Annotated in this window: 19 protein-coding genes and 1 tRNA gene; 5 read left to right on the forward strand and 15 right to left on the reverse strand. The window is 54.5% G+C overall.

All coding sequences use genetic code 11. The features are described 5' to 3' along the window. Window positions 1–3 precede the first annotated feature (3 nt). From moaC to modA, 4 genes are all read right to left on the reverse strand, one after another. Entirely contained in the window at window positions 4–438 is a 435-nt protein-coding gene (moaC, locus tag JTP09_RS07535; protein ID WP_239479089.1) for a cyclic pyranopterin monophosphate synthase MoaC, read from the reverse strand. Between the two features lie 80 nt (window positions 439–518). Then, window positions 519–1,853, reverse strand: a complete 1,335-nt coding sequence (locus JTP09_RS07540; protein WP_204877851.1) for a molybdopterin molybdotransferase MoeA — start codon at window positions 1,851–1,853, stop codon at window positions 519–521. Window positions 1,854–1,856: 3 nt separating this feature from the next. Beyond that, on the reverse strand, window positions 1,857–2,678 hold the full coding sequence (locus JTP09_RS07545) for an ABC transporter permease (protein WP_239479077.1): 822 nt from the start codon (window positions 2,676–2,678) through the stop codon (window positions 1,857–1,859). Next, entirely contained in the window at window positions 2,679–3,434 is a 756-nt protein-coding gene (gene modA, locus JTP09_RS07550; protein ID WP_204877852.1) for a molybdate ABC transporter substrate-binding protein, read from the reverse strand. Window positions 3,435–3,546: 112 nt separating this feature from the next. On the opposite strand from modA, the gene moaA reads away from it, so the two are divergent. The 4 genes from moaA to JTP09_RS07570 are packed head-to-tail and all read left to right on the forward strand — an operon-like array spanning window position 3,547 to window position 6,732. Beyond that, window positions 3,547–4,653 carry a GTP 3',8-cyclase MoaA gene (gene moaA, locus JTP09_RS07555; RefSeq protein WP_204877853.1) on the forward strand — a complete coding sequence of 369 codons (1,107 nt, stop codon included), beginning with the start codon at window positions 3,547–3,549 and terminating at the stop codon, window positions 4,651–4,653. A gap of 5 nt (window positions 4,654–4,658) precedes the next feature. Beyond that, window positions 4,659–4,925 (forward strand): MoaD/ThiS family protein, encoded by a 267-nt coding sequence (locus JTP09_RS07560; protein ID WP_204877854.1) that lies wholly within the window; start codon window positions 4,659–4,661, stop codon window positions 4,923–4,925. Window positions 4,926–4,930: 5 nt separating this feature from the next. Further along, entirely contained in the window at window positions 4,931–5,524 is a 594-nt protein-coding gene (locus tag JTP09_RS07565; protein WP_204877855.1) for a molybdenum cofactor guanylyltransferase, read from the forward strand. Continuing rightward, on the forward strand, window positions 5,521–6,732 hold the full coding sequence (locus JTP09_RS07570; protein WP_204877856.1) for a molybdopterin-binding protein: 1,212 nt from the start codon (window positions 5,521–5,523) through the stop codon (window positions 6,730–6,732). The genes JTP09_RS07565 and JTP09_RS07570 overlap by 4 nt, the downstream gene beginning before the upstream one ends. Before the next feature lie 19 nt (window positions 6,733–6,751). Here JTP09_RS07570 and JTP09_RS07575 read toward each other — a convergent pair whose 3' ends face one another. The 11 genes from JTP09_RS07575 to JTP09_RS07625 all read right to left on the reverse strand — a co-directional run bounded on the left by JTP09_RS07575 (window position 6,752) and on the right by JTP09_RS07625 (window position 16,153). Beyond that, the gene (locus JTP09_RS07575; RefSeq protein ID WP_204877857.1) at window positions 6,752–7,738 is read right to left on the reverse strand and encodes a LacI family DNA-binding transcriptional regulator; all 987 of its coding nucleotides are present in this window, start codon (window positions 7,736–7,738) and stop codon (window positions 6,752–6,754) included. Window positions 7,739–7,788: 50 nt separating this feature from the next. Continuing rightward, the gene (locus tag JTP09_RS07580) at window positions 7,789–8,421 is read right to left on the reverse strand and encodes a GNAT family N-acetyltransferase (RefSeq protein ID WP_204877858.1); all 633 of its coding nucleotides are present in this window, start codon (window positions 8,419–8,421) and stop codon (window positions 7,789–7,791) included. A 201-nt stretch (window positions 8,422–8,622) separates the two neighbouring features. After that, on the reverse strand, window positions 8,623–9,186 hold the full coding sequence (locus JTP09_RS07585; protein WP_239479078.1) for a PTS glucose transporter subunit IIA: 564 nt from the start codon (window positions 9,184–9,186) through the stop codon (window positions 8,623–8,625). 276 nt (window positions 9,187–9,462) lie between these two features. Continuing rightward, window positions 9,463–10,956 (reverse strand): glycoside hydrolase family 32 protein, encoded by a 1,494-nt coding sequence (locus JTP09_RS07590; RefSeq protein ID WP_204877860.1) that lies wholly within the window; start codon window positions 10,954–10,956, stop codon window positions 9,463–9,465. A gap of 328 nt (window positions 10,957–11,284) precedes the next feature. Then, window positions 11,285–11,662: a 50S ribosomal protein L7/L12 gene (gene rplL, locus JTP09_RS07595; protein WP_204877861.1), complete on the reverse strand. Its 378-nt coding sequence runs from the start codon at window positions 11,660–11,662 to the stop codon at window positions 11,285–11,287. Between the two features lie 127 nt (window positions 11,663–11,789). Beyond that, complete coding sequence (rplJ, locus tag JTP09_RS07600; RefSeq protein ID WP_204877862.1) at window positions 11,790–12,332, reverse strand: 50S ribosomal protein L10; 543 nt, start codon at window positions 12,330–12,332, stop codon at window positions 11,790–11,792. Between the two features lie 941 nt (window positions 12,333–13,273). Then, entirely contained in the window at window positions 13,274–13,969 is a 696-nt protein-coding gene (gene rplA / locus JTP09_RS07605) for a 50S ribosomal protein L1 (protein ID WP_204877863.1), read from the reverse strand. 127 nt (window positions 13,970–14,096) lie between these two features. After that, entirely contained in the window at window positions 14,097–14,525 is a 429-nt protein-coding gene (gene rplK, locus JTP09_RS07610; protein WP_204877864.1) for a 50S ribosomal protein L11, read from the reverse strand. 307 nt (window positions 14,526–14,832) lie between these two features. Then, window positions 14,833–15,651, reverse strand: coding sequence for a transcription termination/antitermination protein NusG (gene nusG, locus JTP09_RS07615; RefSeq protein WP_370592545.1), 819 nt, complete (start codon window positions 15,649–15,651; stop codon window positions 14,833–14,835). 100 nt (window positions 15,652–15,751) lie between these two features. Beyond that, window positions 15,752–16,009, reverse strand: a complete 258-nt coding sequence (secE, locus tag JTP09_RS07620) for a preprotein translocase subunit SecE (RefSeq protein ID WP_204877866.1) — start codon at window positions 16,007–16,009, stop codon at window positions 15,752–15,754. 71 nt (window positions 16,010–16,080) lie between these two features. Then, window positions 16,081–16,153: transfer RNA gene (locus tag JTP09_RS07625), tRNA-Trp, on the reverse strand. 388 nt (window positions 16,154–16,541) lie between these two features. On the opposite strand from JTP09_RS07625, the gene JTP09_RS07630 reads away from it, so the two are divergent. Next, on the forward strand, window positions 16,542–17,741 hold the full coding sequence (locus tag JTP09_RS07630) for a pyridoxal phosphate-dependent aminotransferase (RefSeq protein ID WP_204877867.1): 1,200 nt from the start codon (window positions 16,542–16,544) through the stop codon (window positions 17,739–17,741). Window positions 17,742–17,892: the final 151 nt, after the last annotated feature.

A 17,892-nucleotide genomic window follows, 5' to 3' on the forward strand; every position in this document is an offset into this window, starting at 1 on the left:
TTTCTAGTCATTGTTCACTGACCAATCCCCGGATTTTCCACCGGATTTACTCAGCACTCGAACACCGTCGATGACTGCGTGTTTATCGACGGCTTTAATCATGTCGAACACGGTGAGAGCGGCGGATGAGACGGCGGTGAGTGCCTCCATCTCGACCCCTGTGACGCCGCGGGTTTTGACGGAGACTTCGATGCGCACAGCCTCGGCAAGGCGATCGAAATCTACCGTAATTTTACCCAGGGGTAGGGGGTGGCACAGGGGAATGATGTCGGGGGTTTTCTTGGCACCCAAGATAGCCGCGACGCGAGCTACCGGCAGAGCGTCCCCTTTAGGCAAATCTGCGTCAAAAATCTGCTCGATGACGTCTGATCGGGTACGCACGAAACCCTCTGCAACGGCGGTGCGGGTGGTTTCTGATTTCTCTGTTACATCGACCATGTGGGCGCTGCCATCAGCGCGGACGTGAGTGAGGTGGTGGGGTGTGTTCACGAAAAATCTTTCTTTTGGTTTTTCTTGGGTCAGTGAAAAAGTGCGCCCGGGAGCAGGTGTACTTTTACGCTATCACCCGGTACGTAGCTGTTACTGGGCTCGAATTCTATGAGGGCGTTTGCTTCTGAGGCGGCGTGTAAAAGGTGCGAGCCGGTCTCACCGTGAAGGTGGCAGGTAAGGGCGCCGTTTGCCGGGTTCAGGCGAACGATACCTCTGCGGAACTGAGTTTTGTGTTCTAGACCAGAAACTGGTTGTTCGGCTGTGAGTGATGCTTGAGCGACCAATACACGCGCTGGGGCGAGGTGCCTGCTGGCTACGAGGGAGGGGCGGAGCAGCGCAGTGTAGGTCACCAGGGTGCTGACGGGGTTGCCGGGGAGCGAAACAAAAGGGACCTGCCGTTGACCGGTGTTCAGGAGGCTCACTCCCTGAGGACCTCCGGGTTGCTGGCTGACGTGACCAAACCAAGAGAGAGCATTCATACCGCTGTTGGTTTGTTTCTGTGAGGTATTCAGGGAGGTGAGTGCGTTACGCACCACTTCATAGCGGCCGGCGCTGATGCCCCCGCAGGTGAGAATCAGATCGGGGTTGAGCTGCGCGCAGTCGTGTTCTAGAGCCTTAATCAGAGACTGCGGGTCATCATTGATCTGCCGGGTATACACATCATCTATGCCGTCTGTGACAAGCAGTCCGCGCAGCATAGGGGCGTTGGCGTCATAGATTTTCCCGGCAGTGAGCTGCCCGGTGGTGACTTCTTCGCCACCGGTATAGAGCAGGACGCGCGGGCTTGATTGTACGATGATCTCAGCGATTCCCTGGGCGGCGAGAACACCCACGTGAACAGCGGTGAGTAGGGTGCTAGCTGGTACGAGAAGCTCCCCCTTTTGAATATCTTCGCCCACGGTGCGGATGAAGGTGCCCGGTGCTACTTGTTCAAGCTCAACCTGCTGCCCCTCAGCTGCGAAACCCTGCGCGTCCGCATCTGCGCTAACCACCCGTGAACGTTCAACCGGCACGATGGCACCGTAGCCAGCGGGCACCGGAGCGCCGGTCATAATGGGGTAGGCGATATCGTCATCACACACTACATTGCCGCTAAAACCTGCCGGTATATCGTGCCCGACGGTGAAGACCCGGTTCTCGCGGCGGGCAGAGACGGCTGTTAGCGCGTAACCATCCATCTGAGAGTTGTCGAAGGTGGGTGAGCTGTGGGCGGCAAGTACATCGGATGCCAAGACCCTGCCGACGGCCTGTGCCAGCGGCACACTCTGTGTAGCGCTGGGAAGATAGCCCCCCAGCAAGGCAGCCAGAGCATCGACGTAGCTGTTCGGGCTCAGGTTGTGTGCAGAGGTGAAAAAAGAAACCACAGCTTATGCCTTTCTGCGCATCACTTTGCCCAGGGCAAAAAGAGCACCAAGTAGCAGGTAGAGAGCAATCATCACTAGGGCACTACCGAGTGCAGCGCCGGTATCTGCTGATGAAAGCATTAGCTCAATATTGAGCGGTAGGGTGCGGGTTTTGCCCTCCAAATTACCGGCGAACATGAGGGTCGCGCCGAACTCCCCCAAAGCCCTTGCAAAAGACAGGAGGGCGGCTGTTGCCAGACCGGGTAAGGTCAGCGGCAACAGCACCTTGATAATGATGTGCCACGGGCTAGCACCTTCTGTGAGTGCTATTTCTTCGTATTCAACCGGCACGGTACGCAAAACGTTCATGTAGGTCGCCACGAAAAAAGGTAGGGCAACAAAAACTTGGGCGAGCACTACTGCTAGCGGGGTGAAAGCGATGTTTATTCCCCCCTGCGCTAATACGCTACCGAGCAAACCGCGTCTGCCCCAGAAATATACCAGTGCAAGACCCGACACCACCGGAGAAAGCACCACCGGAGCGTATACCACTGCGTGGAGAATATGAGCTAGCGATGAGTGACGGCTGCGAGGAAGCACCCGAGCGATCCACAGTGACAGCGGAACGCCGAGTGCAATACACACTGCCGTAGACACCAGTGCTGTAGTCACTGAAAGCGTCGTTGCCTGCGCGATACCGGGGGCGGTGAGCAGCTCCCCGAGGTTGCTCCAGGGTACCTGAAGCATTAGCCCCAGTAAGGGGCCCGCAGTCAGAACAAGGGCTACCGCCACCGGAATAAAAAACCAGCGGGGCATCAGGGTACGGTCAAGGGCAGCGCGTGGCATTTATGCTCTCTCGAATCCGTAGGCACTCAAAATGTCTTGCGCGACGTCCCCAGTGATCCACTGGGCAAAGTCATCGGCTGCCGGATGCACGCTCTCATTCGTCATCAAGGCAAGAGAGTAGGTGTTGGAAGGAAGACCCTCAAGAGTGATCACCGTTGAATCTGACAGGTGTTGTGCGTCGGTGGTGTAGATAAAACCTGCGTCAATCTCGGCAGTTGCAACTTTTGTGGCGACCTTTGCCACGGAGGTTTCTTCAACCGGCTGACTTAGCTCTAGCTGCTGAGATTCTAAAAAGGTGGTGGCTAATCTGCCGCAGGGAACATCGGACGCGCAAATCCCGGTGAGTACGCCCTCTTGGCTCAGGTCGGTCACAGCCGAAATACCAGCGGGGTTGCCCGGTGCGGTAGCGAGTACAAGGCGATTGCCCGCGAATTTCTGGGCGGGGGTGCTGAGTTCCGGTAGTTGCGCCTGCGCTGATTCCATCGCCGCGTCATCTGCTGTCATCAGAATATGAGTTCTAGCACCGTCTGTCAGCTGGCGAATCAGCGTGGGCGTGCCTGCATAGTTGATTTCTATCTCAACATGGTGGCTGGCTTCGAAACTTTTTTCGAGTTCTGCACCGGCATCTGCGAGGGACGCTGGCGCGAAAATAACCAAGGAATCAGCAGCGTTAGCGGTGGGATCACTGCTTGGTGTACAAGCGCTCAGCAAGGTAAGACCAAGGGTAGCAAACAGCACCTGTGCTCTGCCCGGCATATGTATTCCCCCTTGTAATAACCCTACGTATCATAGCAAGATGGTATGACTGCCCAATGTGGGCTAATCTAATTATTACCTGAAATATGCAAATTTACTGAAGGTTGCTTTCATGTCTACCGCCCAACCGTTAGGCGCTATCTCTGTACGAGGCGCCAACGGCAATACCGTACCCGGTTCTACTCCCCCGCTTGGTGGTCGCAAACTGCTTGACCAGTGGGGGCGCACGGCTACCGATTTGCGTATCTCACTCATTGATAAGTGTAATCTACGCTGTGTTTACTGCATGCCAGCTGAAGGGTTGCAGTGGTTGCACAAAGATAATCTGCTTTCTCTTGATGAGGTAGTGCGCCTTGCCCGTATTGGCGTGCGTGATTTGGGGGTTGAAGAAATCCGTTTTACCGGCGGTGAACCCTTAGTTCGCGCTGACTTTCCCGAAATCTTGCGTCAAATTCGCGCGGAGTTCCCCGAGGTTCCCCTCTCTGTCACCACCAACGGTATCGGTCTTGAAAAGAAGATCGACGAGTTGATTGATGCAGGTCTTACCCGCCTGAACGTTTCAATGGACACTATCTGCCGCGAAACTTTCGCCAAGCTCACCCGCCGTGACCGCTTGGACGATGTCATCCGCGGTATCGACTACGCTGCCTCTCGGGGTATCAGCCCCATCAAAATTAACGCTGTACTCATGCCCGGCGTGAATGACCACGAAGCCCCTGAAATCGTAGATTGGGCGTTAGAGCGCGGCTACCAACTACGTTTCATTGAACAAATGCCGCTGGATGCAGACCACAACTGGGACCGTGACAATATGATTACCGCCCACCAGATGCGCGAGATGGTAGAGCGCACCTACGATTTAACCCCGCACCCGGTACCCCGCAAAAGCTCACCGGCAATGCTGTGGGACGTCTTGGAAAAGGGGACGACGCGCGTCCTGGGTCAAATCGGCATCATCGCCTCAGTTACCGAGCCTTTCTGCTCAGCGTGCTCACGCACCCGTATCACTTCTGATGGTAAGGTACGCAGCTGCCTCTTCTCGCTGACCGAAACTGACCTTATGGGTGCCCTGCGCAGCGGTGCCAGCGATGAAGAAGTCGCCGATATCTGGCGCGGTGCTATGTGGAGTAAGCCTGCGGCACACGGCAAAAACAGTGCCGGTTTTGAAGCTGAAGACTTTGTGCAACCAGAACGCTCCATGAGCGCTATCGGAGGTTAATTTTTGTGAATGTTCACTTTTTTGCGGCAGCGCGTGCCGCTGCAGGTACCAGCTCAGCAGAAGTTTCCCTTGAGGATTTGAAGGAGCCTACCCTAGCTGCCTTGCTCAATTACCTGCCTACCCGTTTCACCGGTACCACTGCCGCAGGCATGAGTCTGGGGCAGGTACTTGCACAGTGCTCCTTCCTGATTGATGGCGAGTCCTCCCCCGCTACTGCCTCGCTTGCAGGGGCTACCCGCGTCGATGTGTTGCCTCCCTTTGCCGGAGGCTAAAACCCATGGATTACAACGCAATCATTGTGGCGGGCGGACGTTCTTCGCGTCTAGGTGGCACCCCGAAAGCACTTTTGAGTAACGGTGCAGTGACCCTTCTGGATTCAACCCTGTTAGCTGTTTCAAGCGCTAAATATAAGGTGGTTGTAGGTCCTGAAAATTTGCCTGTGCCCCCGGAAGTTCACCTCACCCGCGAACAACCCGTATTCTCGGGTCCCGCCGCTGCGCTTGCAGCCGGTGCGCGCGTCCTTAAGTCCACTGGCGATTACGCCCCCTGGACGGCTATTTTCAGCGTCGATATGCCCCACATCGCAGAAGCTATACCGGCGCTGTTGACCGCAGCAGCTCAAGCCGACCATCAGGTGGGTTTTATGGGCCAAGCTGGAGGAGTACTGCAACCTCTTGCCGGAATCTACCACACACATCAGCTGGTGGAGGCGCTCAAAGGCGAAATGGACAATAAGTCCGTGCGCTCAGCCCTGCGAACTCTAAACCCCGAGATTATTGAGCTACCCGCTCGCTCCATTGATGATGTAGACACCTGGGAGCAGGCACGTACCAGTGGTTTCGATCAGCCCACCGCTGGCGGCGACCGATGAGCCACCATCTGCCGTCGATCAGCTGGTACCAGGCTCGTGAAAACCTCCACCGCACTGTTACTCAACACCTCTCAATTGCTAGAGAGCAGCTCCCCCTCTCCCAGGTAATCGGTCGCACCCTAGCATCAGATGTCACCACAGTCCTTGCCGTACCCCACTACGACTCATCGGCAATGGACGGTTACGCCACCGCAGGTGCTCCGCCCTGGCAACTCATCTACCCGGATTACCCTCAAGACCCCACCGCCAACGTTCACCGCATCACCGTTGACCTCACCCCCGGCACCGCAACCCCCATCTTCACGGGCGGTCTACTCCCGGCAGGTGCCACCAGTATTCTGCGCAGTGAGCATTCACGCAGTTTCATCCGTGACGGTCACAGCTACATAGAACCCCTCGGCGAAGCTCCCCGTGAGGGAGCAGATATGCGCCGCACCGGTGAAGAACGCGCAGCCGGAGCTACCCTCGCCACCGCAGGCACCACGCTGACCCCCAGATTGGGCGCATCCCTGGCTATGGGCGGTATCGACACCGTAGATGTTTTCAACCCCGTCACCGTCGCCGTCGCTTTTAGCGGCAACGAAGTAATTACCAGCGGTGTACCCGGTCCCGGTCAGGTACGTGATGCATTCTCCTCTTTTGCCGAACCCCTCCTTGAGGCTTACGGCGCGCAGGTTGCACGCACCGAACGTCTAGCAGACACTCCGGGCGCCTTCGATACCTGGATCAGCTCCACCGATGCCCAGATTCTCATGGTCACCGGCGGCTCCAGCACCTCCGGCGTAGACATGGTACGTTCCACCCTGGCACGGCTGCAGGCAACCTATATTTTCGAATCCGTGGCAGTACGCCCCGGTCACCCCGCCCTCGCCGCGCTGTTACCAGATGGACGCATCTTACTCGGTCTACCCGGCAACCCCTTCGCTGCCTACACAGCCCTGTGCTCCTATGTGCCCGTAGCACTCGATGCCGCGTACTCGCGTCCGCTATCGACCCTTGCTACTGCCCCAATTGCCGCCGCTCACCCAGGCACCGGCAAACAGAGTATTGCCCTTCAACCTGCCCGGTGGCAAGCAGGTGCCCTGCACGTCCTCAAGCGCTCGCAGTCTCACATGCTGGGGGGGTTTGCTCGAGCTGATGTACTGGCGGTTGTACCCGCACAGGGGGCAGCTACCGGTGAGCAGGTAGGCTATCTTCCCCTGCCCTAACCCCAGCGCTGTAAAGGAACTACTTGCGGAGGGTTTTCCCCATCAAGATATCAGCTTTGAGAACATCTAAAGAAGCATCAGTATCAAGGGGCTGATTCTCGATAGCGGCAATCAGGTGGTCTGCTGCCCGCTGGGCAATAGCCTCTAACGGCTGAACCACGGTTGCAAGGTGCGGAAAAAGGGTACGTAACGCCTCGGTACCGTCAAAACCAATAACCTGAAGATCCTCAGGAACCTTCACACCGTTTTTCTGTGCCCATGATAAAGTGTGCGCCGCGTACACATCGTTAGAAGCAAACACAGCATCTACGTCAGGATGCTCGTTGAGATACTCTTCAATCAGGTGACGTTTGCGCTCGGATTCGGTGGTGAAACCGACTTCAAGAATCTGTGGCTCATATCCTGCGGCAAGTATCTGCTCGGTATAACCGCGCTGACGCTCGTTCGTAGCAGAGATAGTTGAGGCAATATGCACTATCGACTGCGCCCCACTTTCAATCAGCATTTTGGTCACCTGCTGCGCAGCCCCGTAGTTATCGCAACGAATATTGGGGTACTTATCGGTTTGTTCACGGTCAATGGTCACCAATGGCGCGTCAAGTTTAGGGTAGGTAGCAATCACCTCTGAGTGAGCGCCTGTAATAATGCCATCGACCTGTCGGGCACGTAGCATCTCAAGGTAGCGTTCTTCACGTGCCGGGTGCCCCTGGCTATTACACAGCACCACCCTGTAATTACGCGCCGACAAAGTCCGTTCAAGGTGTGTGGCAATCTCCCCATAAAAAGGATTAACCATGGTGGGAAAGATAAGGGCTATAAGATTGGTCCGCTGGTTTTGCAAGGAGCGGGCGATAGCGTTCGGTCGGTAATCAAGTTCTTCAATCGCAGCAAAAACCTTATTTTTGGTGGCCTCGCTCAGGTAGCCGCGGTTATTGAGCACTCGCGATACAGTCGTTACAGAAACACCGGCGAGCGCAGCAACGTCGTGCAGTTTGGGGTGTGCCACGTGAAGGTTCTTTCGTCTGGATGAGTTAGTGTGAAGTGGGCTGGGGCGTCTTATCTGGTGGTCGCGTGGTTTTTGTCGATGGATGAGATCGGTGCCGGGTGCCACATGCCGATGGCTGCTTTGGAGAGTTTGCCGTAACCGCCAAGCTCTACGAAACCGTGACGTTTGTAGAGGGCTGCGCTGTTATATGTAGAGGCTTCTAGGTAGGCGGGATATTCACCCAGCTGTTCGCGGCGGAAGTCAAGGAGGGCGCTACCAACCCCGTGACCGCGCGCGTCCTCATGTACGCCAATGGTGTACAGATACCAGTGTTTGAAGACTGGACGCGCTTTGAGCAGCTTGTACTCGGTTAGAGCGGCGCTGATAAGGGAGCCGCGCAGAACCTGAACGTATTCACCTACTTGTTTGAGCTCGTCCACAAAGCTAGTTGATTTGTGAGGGGTTGCCCAGAGCGCAGCCCCAAGAACTTTACCTGAGGTATCGACGGCGACGTCTACTCTGCCTTGGTCGGTGTGGGAATACTGGGTGCGAATCTGGAGTTCAAAGAGGGCACGAATGCGTTCTATTTTCATGGAGCCACCGAGCGCCCCACTCATGACGGGGTCTTTGCTGAATCCATCGACGAGGGCGTGAATGGCACCGGGGATGTCAGCAGCCGTCGCTTCGCGCACGGTAATCTTCATGAAAGCACCTTCCACAGGAGGAAACCGGGACTGCTTCTTTTCTGCGTGGTCCGGTCTATTGAATTCTAAAGTACCATGCATCTGCCCTAGTGCGGTGCGAGTTTCGGCGAATGTGGGTGTAGAACCTCGTCATGATATAAAAAGCAACCGCTCCGTCGTGGAGCGGTTGCTGTTACAACAATGCCGTAGCACTGAGAAGTTTTACTGGTTCAAGCTGTAGACCAAGAAGTCATCACCTGCGGTAATGGGCGCTGAACCAGCGGTGCTCTGGTGCAGAGCTGTTGAGGCAACGATTCGCTTGTGGTTGGTTGCCACAAGGGGGGTTGTGATGTCGTAACCCGCTGCCTTGACTGCTTCAAGGTCAAACTTCACCAGTACGTCGCCGCGCTTGACCTTGTCGCCCTTCTTAACCTGAATATCAAAGTGCTTACCATCGAGTTCTACTGTGTCGAAGCCGATGTGGATGAGCAGCTCTACACCTTCGGGGGTGCGAATGCCGACGGCGTGACCGGTGGGGAAAGCTACGGTGAGTTCGCCGTCAGCAGGAGCGTACAGGACGCCTTCGGTGGGCTCGATAGCTGCACCGGGTCCTAGCGCACCGGTGGAGAAAGTGGGGTCAGAAACCTGAGAAAGTTCGTGAACGGTACCGTTCATGTGAGCGCCCAGTACTAGCTGGTTACCACCGGTTGCCGCAGCTACCGGAGCCACCGGCGCCTGTTGCTCGTTACTTGATCCACCAAAAATTTTTGAGAAAAAGCCTGCCATGCGAAGACCCTCCTTGGTTACTGGTGAGATCATATGTCAGCGCTCACCGTTGAGTTTAGATACAGTGTAATCCTATCATTGCTTGTTATCGGGCTCGCATATTTTGTATGGCTGGGTCAGTACCAAAACTTGGTAGGTTTACCGCTTGAAAGCCATGATTTCTTCGCCCCAGAACAGCATCCGCTGAGATGCATCACCACCGCGAGGTTTGGCAATGAGAGTTGAAAAACCACCTACACTTGGTGAGAAAGTAGGTGGTTTTTCTTCATGCTTTCGCTAACGGTCCATAACGCCTACACTAACGTTGCTGAGAACTCCTTGTGCAGTGGCGCGAACGCGCAACTCCCCCGGTTCTTCATGCAAAAAGACGCGGCTGGTAAAGACTTCTCTACCGCCGTCGACAAAGACCTCCACGGCAGAACCGTCAAAGAGCATTTCGAAATCCTTAGTATCGCTGAGCGGCAGGGTGCGATGACGGGTGGCTCCGCCTACCTGATAGCGGGTTCCGCTGCGATCCAGCACAGCACAGTCTTGCGTAAGGGTAAGAATAACAGCGTCGCTTGCACCATCAGTAAGTACAATTCGAACGTCGCCCTGACTGAGGTTAGCGGTGCCCGCTAGCCTAAACTGGCGGCGTCCGCCCAACTGAGCGATAACACCATCAGCACCAACAGTTACAGGCTCAAGCGGTAACACTCGTTCCAGTTGCGAGACAGGACGCTGGTAGATTTTGCCGCCACGCAAGGAAAGTTCACGCGGGTAGGTGAGCATATGCACCCAGTTCTTATCCCAGCTGGGCTGATCGTCTTGCTCGGCGTTGCCCATCCACGCCATCAGCACAGGAGCACCGTGGGTGTCTTCAGCCTTGTGAACGGTCTGTGGGGCGTAGAACTCGAAACCAGCGTCAATCTCGGTAAATGCCTGCTCCACAGCAAATGATGTGCCGGTCAGTTTTCCCACCACATACCCGCACTGATAAATGTTGTTGTATTTCTCACCCTCAGCCTCCATGCCCTGCGGGCAGAACATCATCACATCTTTCTCTTCGCCAGTTGCCTCATCAACCATCGAAAAAAGAATTGGACATTCCAACATGTAGCCCATAGCGTGCAACGCAGGATCAGAGAACTCGATTTCGCCCTCAAAGTTCCAGTTGCGGCGATCCTCCGAAGTGTATAAGGCAATTGCACCGGTCAGATCTTCACGTTGAGCACCGAGCACCGCGGCATACGCGCCATGACGCTCTACAAGGTGGGGGTCACGAAAGTGGGCGGTGTAGCCTGCGGGCTGATCGGCGATGAGGGGGTTTGATTCTAAACGCTCGAAGGTCCTGCCCTGATCCTTTGATACGAACATGGCTTGGTAGACGCTACGTACATCATTATCGTCTTTGATATTGCCGGTGTAGAAAAATTCGTAAGTACCGTCGGGGGCAATAAACCCTGAGCCCGAGTAGCAACCGGATTTGTCGTACCAGGTCACCGGGGCGATAGCGGTCTGGTCGTCCTCCCAGCGTGTCAAATCGGTGCTGGTGGCGTGACGCCAAAAAACTGCGCGAGTGGGGTGGAGCGGTGAGTACTGGTAAAAAGCATGGTACACGCCGTTGTCGTAGAGCAAGCCGTTGGGGTCATTGAGCCTACCCACCGGTGGGGCTAGGTGCAGTTTGGGGTACTCCGGGTCTTCCTGCACAGTCTGGGCGTGCTGTAGGTAGGCTGTCTCGGCAGCTTCAAGCAGTTCAGTAGCGTCGGTGCGCGGGGCGTAAATATCCACAGGTGACGGGTACCTTCCGTTATGTCAAACGTTTGCCTACTACATTCTAGGCATTGCACAATTCGTTAGCGCTATCAACACCGCAGTATGTCGGGGCAAGTCACAAGGTTCCGGTGAGCATCTCATCATCCTACCCCGTGCAGGTGCCACCCGTACGGCTACTCCCCTTCCTTACCCAGCCCCGAAAAACTCCTAGGAACGTATGCTCTCCAAGCAGGCGGACGCATCCACCCCCGTTAAAGCCGCAAGGCGGCACTCGTAACGAGTACCGCCTTGTCGATTCTCACTGCAGAACGTTGCCATTCTGTAGGAGCAAAAAGTAAAAGAATTACTTGAGGGTGATGGTTGCGCCAGCGCCTTCGAGAGCTTCCTTTGCCTTCTCTGCGTCTTCCTTTGAAGCGCCTTCGAGGATAGCCTTGGGAGCTGAGTCAACGAGATCCTTAGCTTCCTTCAGACCCAGTGAGGTCAGCGCACGTACTTCCTTGATAACTGCGATCTTCTTATCGCCAGCTGATTCGAGAACTACGTCGAATTCGGTCTGCTCTTCAGCTGCACCAGCGTCGCCGCCTGCTACGCCTGCAACTGCAACGGGAGCTGCTGCGGTTACGTCGAATTCTTCTTCGAATGCCTTAACGAATTCTGAAACCTCTACGAGTGAGAGTTCCTTGAATGCTGCAATGAGTTCTTCGATTGAAAGCTTAGCCATTGTGAGGCTCCTTCTTTATCAGTGTAGGGTTTTCCCTACCTTTGAAAAATCTTGTAATCTACCGCCCGCAGGTGCGGGCTACCTGAAGTATCAGGTGAGGTGGTGACACCTTCCGTGAGGAAGAGTATTACTCTGCGTCCTCTGCGGGTGCTTCTTCTGCTGCTTCTGCCGCAGGTGCTGCACCTTCTGATTCTTCGAGCTTGATACGCAGGGCATCCACGGTGCGTGCAATCTTGGAGAGCGCACCCTTCGCGCCGCCTGCAACCTTTGCCAGCAGAACCTCGCGTGATTCGAGGTTTGCGAAGCGGTTGACACCTGCCTCATCAAGAGCTTCACCTTCGTAGAAGCCGCCCTTGACGATAAGCTGGGGGTTTTCCTTGGCGAAGTCACGCAGTGCCTTTGCAGCGTCAATGAATTCACCGTTGATGAATGCAATTGCGCTAGGACCTGCAAGCTGCCCCTCGAACGCGTCGATGCCAGCTTCCTTAGCAGCGATACCTGCTAGGGTGTTCTTCACCACGGCGTATTCGGTCTCTGCGCCGAGAGCGCGGCGAAGCTCTTTGAGCTTCGCAACTGAGAGACCACGATACTCAGTGAGTACAACTGCGTTGGAGCTTGAGAAACGTTCCTTCAGCTCTACAACTACAGCTGCCTTTTCTGCTGTTGCCATGGTATTCCTTCCGATCTTTTCTAAACACACCGGCCAGTTTTGAACCCATAAAAAAAGCCTCGAAGCGAAGGCGTCGAGGCATGAAATACGCAAGCTAAAAATTCAAGCTTGGTGTGTCAAGTTCTTCACCTACGCAGGCGACTCATACGAGTTCTTCGATGGGCATTTCAGCGTTTGCTTGCCTTGAGAGCTAACAAGCACAGAAATATCCAGTGACCGGCGGTCTTTGGTTCTTCCATCTAACCACACCGAGGCTACGATGAACAAGTTAAAGCTGTAAATTCCGGGATTAAGCGGGCTTAATCACTTAAAGGCTGACAGTTCAAGCTCACAGGGGTGCCATTGCGAGAGGACGCGCAAGCCACCGCTCGCAGCGTCTGGCAACTTGCCATACACCGGCTGTACCCGCCGTACACGAAGCTGGGTGTACGGTAATGAAAACAGTTTTCAGATAAACAAGGTCAAGGATGCTCACCACACACCAGCTTCATCGTGACTAGCTCTTTGGACTTTTCACCACAAAAAGTATGGTCTCAGGTGAAAGATCAAGCCCACCAAGGTCTCGTAGCCAGAACCCCCGCAAAGAACCCAAGATCCTACTGAATACGCACACATAAGCTCTTGGGGAGCGGTTAAGTCTGCCTCTCCAGCATCTTCGCAATCCGGTATTGAATACCGCCGTAAATCGTTGTTACTACGATGATTGTTGTTCCCCAACGAAAACAAGATTACGCATAACAACCAGATTTTTCTCACCGGTCTCATGTTGCTCCCTATTGCAACGGTAAATGTGCAACAGCTTGCCATAACCATAGAAACCTATATTGGCGACCGGCAATGATTTCAACAAATCATGTTGATGCAGATATACAAAAATCCGGCACTGACTCTTGCAAGCAGGTGCCGGATTCTTATAAAAGCTATAAACCTAAAAAGCTAGATTATGCTGCAACCTCTGAGGGATCCACGGGAACGCCGGGGCCGAAGGTGGTAGCAACGGTAGCCTTTGAGATGTAGCGACCCTTTGATGATGAGGGCTTGAGGCGGTTGATTTCCTCAAGAGCTGTCTCAAAGTTCTCAACCAGCTGAGCTTCTGAGAATGAAGCCTTACCGATGATGAAGTGAAGGTTTGAGTTACGGTCAACGCGGAAGTCAATCTTACCGCCCTTGATGTCGTTAACAGCCTTGGTGACATCCATGGTGACGGTACCGGTCTTGGGGTTCGGCATCAGGTTACGAGGACCAAGAACCTTACCCAAGCGACCTACCTTGCCCATGAGGTTGGGGGTAGCAACTGCTGCGTCGAAGTCAACCCAGCCGCCAGCAATCTTAGCGATCAGTTCGTCTGAACCAACGAAATCTGCGCCAGCTGCTTCAGCTTCTGCTGCCTTATCACCTTCAGCAATAACTACAACGCGTGCAGTTTTACCGGTGCCGTTGGGCAGGTTAACGGTGCCGCGCACCATCTGGTCAGCCTTACGGGGGTCAACTGAAAGACGCAGTGCAACCTCAACGGTTGCGTCGGTCTTGGTTGATGAGGTTTCTTTTGCAAGAGCAATAGCCTCGGCGGGGGTGTAGAACTTACCCTCTTCAATCTTGGCTACAGCTGCCTGGTACGCTTTGCTGCGCTTTGCCATCTGCTTATCTCCTTATGCAGTTGTGGTGAATATGAACCGCGCGGGCTCTTCCCACATGCCAGCTACTAGATGCCTAGTCGCTAGCGCCTAAAAATTGTTGTGTGTAGCTAAAAGCTACGGGGAGGTGTTACTTAACCTCAATACCCATTGAGCGTGCGGTACCTGCAATGATCTTCGCTGCTGCGTCGATGTCGTTTGCATTGAGGTCCTGCATCTTGGTCTCAGCGATTTCACGAACCTGAGCTTCGGTGATTGAGCCGACTTTCTGGGTGTGGGGAACGCCTGAACCCTTAGCAACGCCAGCAGCCTTCTTAATGAGACCTGATGCGGGAGGGGTCTTGGTGATGAAGGTGAATGAACGGTCTTCGTAAACGGTGATTTCAACCGGAACGATGTTGCCGCGCATGTGTTCAGTTGCAGCGTTGTACGCCTTAGTGAACTCCATGATGTTCACGCCGTGCTGACCCAGTGCGGGGCCAACAGGAGGAGCGGGGTTAGCAGCGCCTGCCTGAATCTGCAGCTTGATGAGGCCTGTGACCTTCTTCTTGGGAGCCAATGTAAGCATCCTTTTCTTAGCTGTTGAACCAACGCACAGGAGCGTGACGCTGGCTGGTGGCAACCGTGGCGCGGTTGCCGGGCATATCTTTACCAAGCGTTAGGTAAACACATGCAACACACCATCTTAGTGTCTCTGCGTCCTTAAAACCACTGGCGCGCTTTTTCTGCGTATGTCTGCTTCTTCACATACCCTCCAGAGCAAGCATGCGACGGGCATATAAAAACCCACCTGTGCGCGTCATACACCCTCTCTAGGGGTTTGCGGACGCGCGCAGGCGGGGCGGAAACAGCCACGAACGGACTGATTACATCTTGGTGACCTGACCGAAGTTGAGGGTCACGGGGGTTTCGCGCTCAAAGACAGAAATGAGCACAACCATCGATGACGATTCGGGCTTAATCTCTGAAATGGTTGCGGGCATACCCTCAAAAGGACCCTCGTTGACAGTGACAGCCTCACCAACCTCCCAGCCGGTTTCGTACTGGGGAGCAGCTGCGGGAACCTCGCCAGCTTCTGCCAGCTCTGCTTCAAAGACGGGAGCCAACATATCAATGACTTCGTTCAGACGCAGGGGTACGGGGTTGTAGGCATCCTGACCGACGAAGCCGGTAACGCCGGGGGTGTGGCGCACCACGCCCCAGGTCTCATCGGTCAGGTTCATGCGAACCAGCACGTAACCGGGAATGCGCACACGACGAACCATCTTCTTTGAAGCGTTCTTGACCTCCATGACCTCTTCCATAGGTACCTGGATCTCAAAAATGTCTTCTTCAGCATTGAAGGTCTGAGCACGGGTCTCAAGGTTAGTCTTCACGCGGTTTTCGTAGCCTGCGTAGGTATGAACGACGAACCAGTCGCCTTCTTGGCGGCGCAACTTGGCTTTGAACTCTTCCATGGGATCAACAGCGGGTGCTTCTTCTCCCGCGGTTTCCTCAGCAACCTGAGCTGCAGCAACTTCAATAGCTTCTGCGGGCTCCTCAGCTTCTACAGGCTCCGCAACGGGTACGTTCTCTGAGTCTTCAGCTTCTGCGTTCTCAATCTCGGTGGTTTCTGATGCTTCGATAGCTTCATCAAGCTCGGACGAAAATTCCTGATCCGACACGGCAGCCTGCTTTCTCGTGATACTGAAAGAACCTCCCATCAAGAGCACTTGACGAAGGTTCTTTGTTTTAAAAGGTCTTTAGCTACAGTCTAATTTATTTTTGCCGGAGGTGCTAAACCATTTAGACACCGGGTACGTCACCATTGCCGAAAATCCAGAAAGCAGCCTGACCGAACAACCAGTCAAGACCGAAAATCAGAAGCAACATGAACCCCACAAACGCGAGGACAACAACCACGTAATTGGTGAGTTCTTTACTGGTGGGGGTGGTTACTTTTTTGAGTTCTGCGATGACTTCGCGAATGAACTGCAAAATTCCACCAAAGAAACCGCGTTTTTGCGTATCTGAATCGTGAGCGGCTGCAACAGACTTAGCCATGAGCACTAAGCCCCTTTCGTGATGATCAACGCCGAAACGTCAAAAATTTTTCTAATGAGGCTTTGTAAAAGCAGGGCGGACAGGACTCGAACCTGCAACCTGCGGTTTTGGAGACCGCTGCTCTACCAATTGAGCCACCGCCCTTTGAAACATAGGTTTCGCAAGGTTTCACTTGATAACAAGCAAAAATGTTGTTCGGTTGCGAACAACAGGTACAACTTTAGGGCATAGAAAAAGATTTTGCAATTTTGCCTCTTGGGGGTTTGTTTCAGCGCTTACATCGTTTTCTCGCCTCCGCAACAACAAAGCTGACGGACGCGTCCGCCCCTCTACAGCCCCCTCTCACCCCTGCTACATACAGAGTCGCCCCCCTCCCCATCTCAAGAACTGGCGTTGATTTCATCTCACTTCTGCAGACCCGGTGCGAAATGGTTCACAGTAAGGCAGACCTAAAATATGCTTAAACCCACGAAGCACCACACAGTGGGGATTAGTCTTTACGCTTCGCTGTACTTTTTGAAAGAGAGCACCCATGGCACGCATCGCCCAACGCATCGCCGCTATCGCACCCAGCGCCACCCTCGCCGTTGATTCCAAAGCTAAGGCTTTAAAAGCAGAAGGTCGCCCCGTTATTGGTTTCGGCGCCGGTGAGCCCGACTTCCCAACACCCGATTACATCGTTGAAGCAGCAGAAAAAGCGGTGCGTGACCCCAAAAATCACCGTTACACCGCAGCTGCCGGTTTGCCTGAACTCAAAGAAGCGATTGCAGAAAAGACCCTGCGTGATTCAGGCGTAAAGGTTGATCCCTCACAGGTGATCGTTACCAACGGCGGCAAGCAGGCAGTGTATGAAGCCTTCGCCACCGTAATTGATAAAGGCGATGACATACTTTTGCCCGCGCCCTACTGGACTACCTACCCCGAGGCAATTCGCCTTGCCGGCGGTAACCCCATTGAAGTTTTCGCAGGCTCTGACATTGAATACAAGGTCACGCCCGAGATGCTCGAAGATGCATACACAGAGAACACCAAGGCACTGATTTTCGTTTCGCCATCAAACCCCACCGGCGCGGTCTACACTCCCGAAGAAACCAAAGCAATCGGCGAGTGGGCACTTGCTAAAGGCATCTTCGTGCTCACCGACGAAATCTACGAGCACCTCACCTACGATGAGGTGCCTTTCACCTCTATTCTCAAGGCTGTTCCCGAACTTGCTGAAAACACCGTTATTCTCAACGGCGTTGCCAAGACCTACGCTATGACAGGTTGGCGCGTCGGTTGGCTCATTGGCCCGGCAGATGTTGTAAAGGCAGCAACCAACCTGCAATCACACCTGAGCTCTAACGTCAATAACGTTGCCCAGATTGCAGCTCTGACCGCGGTGTCCGGTTCACTTGATGCTGTCAACGAGATGCACACCGCCTTTGACCGCCGTCGCGCAACGATTGTTGAGGGCTTGAATGCGATTGATGGCGTACACTGCCCCACCCCCAAGGGCGCCTTTTATGTCTACGCGGACGTCCGTGAGCTGCTCGGCAAAGAAATCGCCGGTAAGACCCCGCAGACTTCGGCTGAACTGGCAGAAATCATTCTGACTGAAGCCGAGGTTGCTGTGGTGCCCGGCGAGGCATTTGGCCCTTCAGGTTACCTGCGTCTTTCGTACGCACTCAGCGACGATGACCTTGCAGAAGGCCTAGCACGCATCCAGAAGCTGCTGGCGACCGCCCGCTAAAGTTGCTTCGCTGAATTATATATCGGTGCCTGTTCTTTGACTGAGCAGGCACCAATTTTTCTATCCCTTGCACAACCTATAGGACGCTGAGAAACCGGCTTATATTGTCTAACACGGTCCTCCGACCGCTAAACGCCTCAGCCCCATAAAG

This window comes from Rothia sp. ZJ1223, assembly GCF_016900985.1.
Taxonomy (GTDB): domain Bacteria; phylum Actinomycetota; class Actinomycetes; order Actinomycetales; family Micrococcaceae; genus Rothia.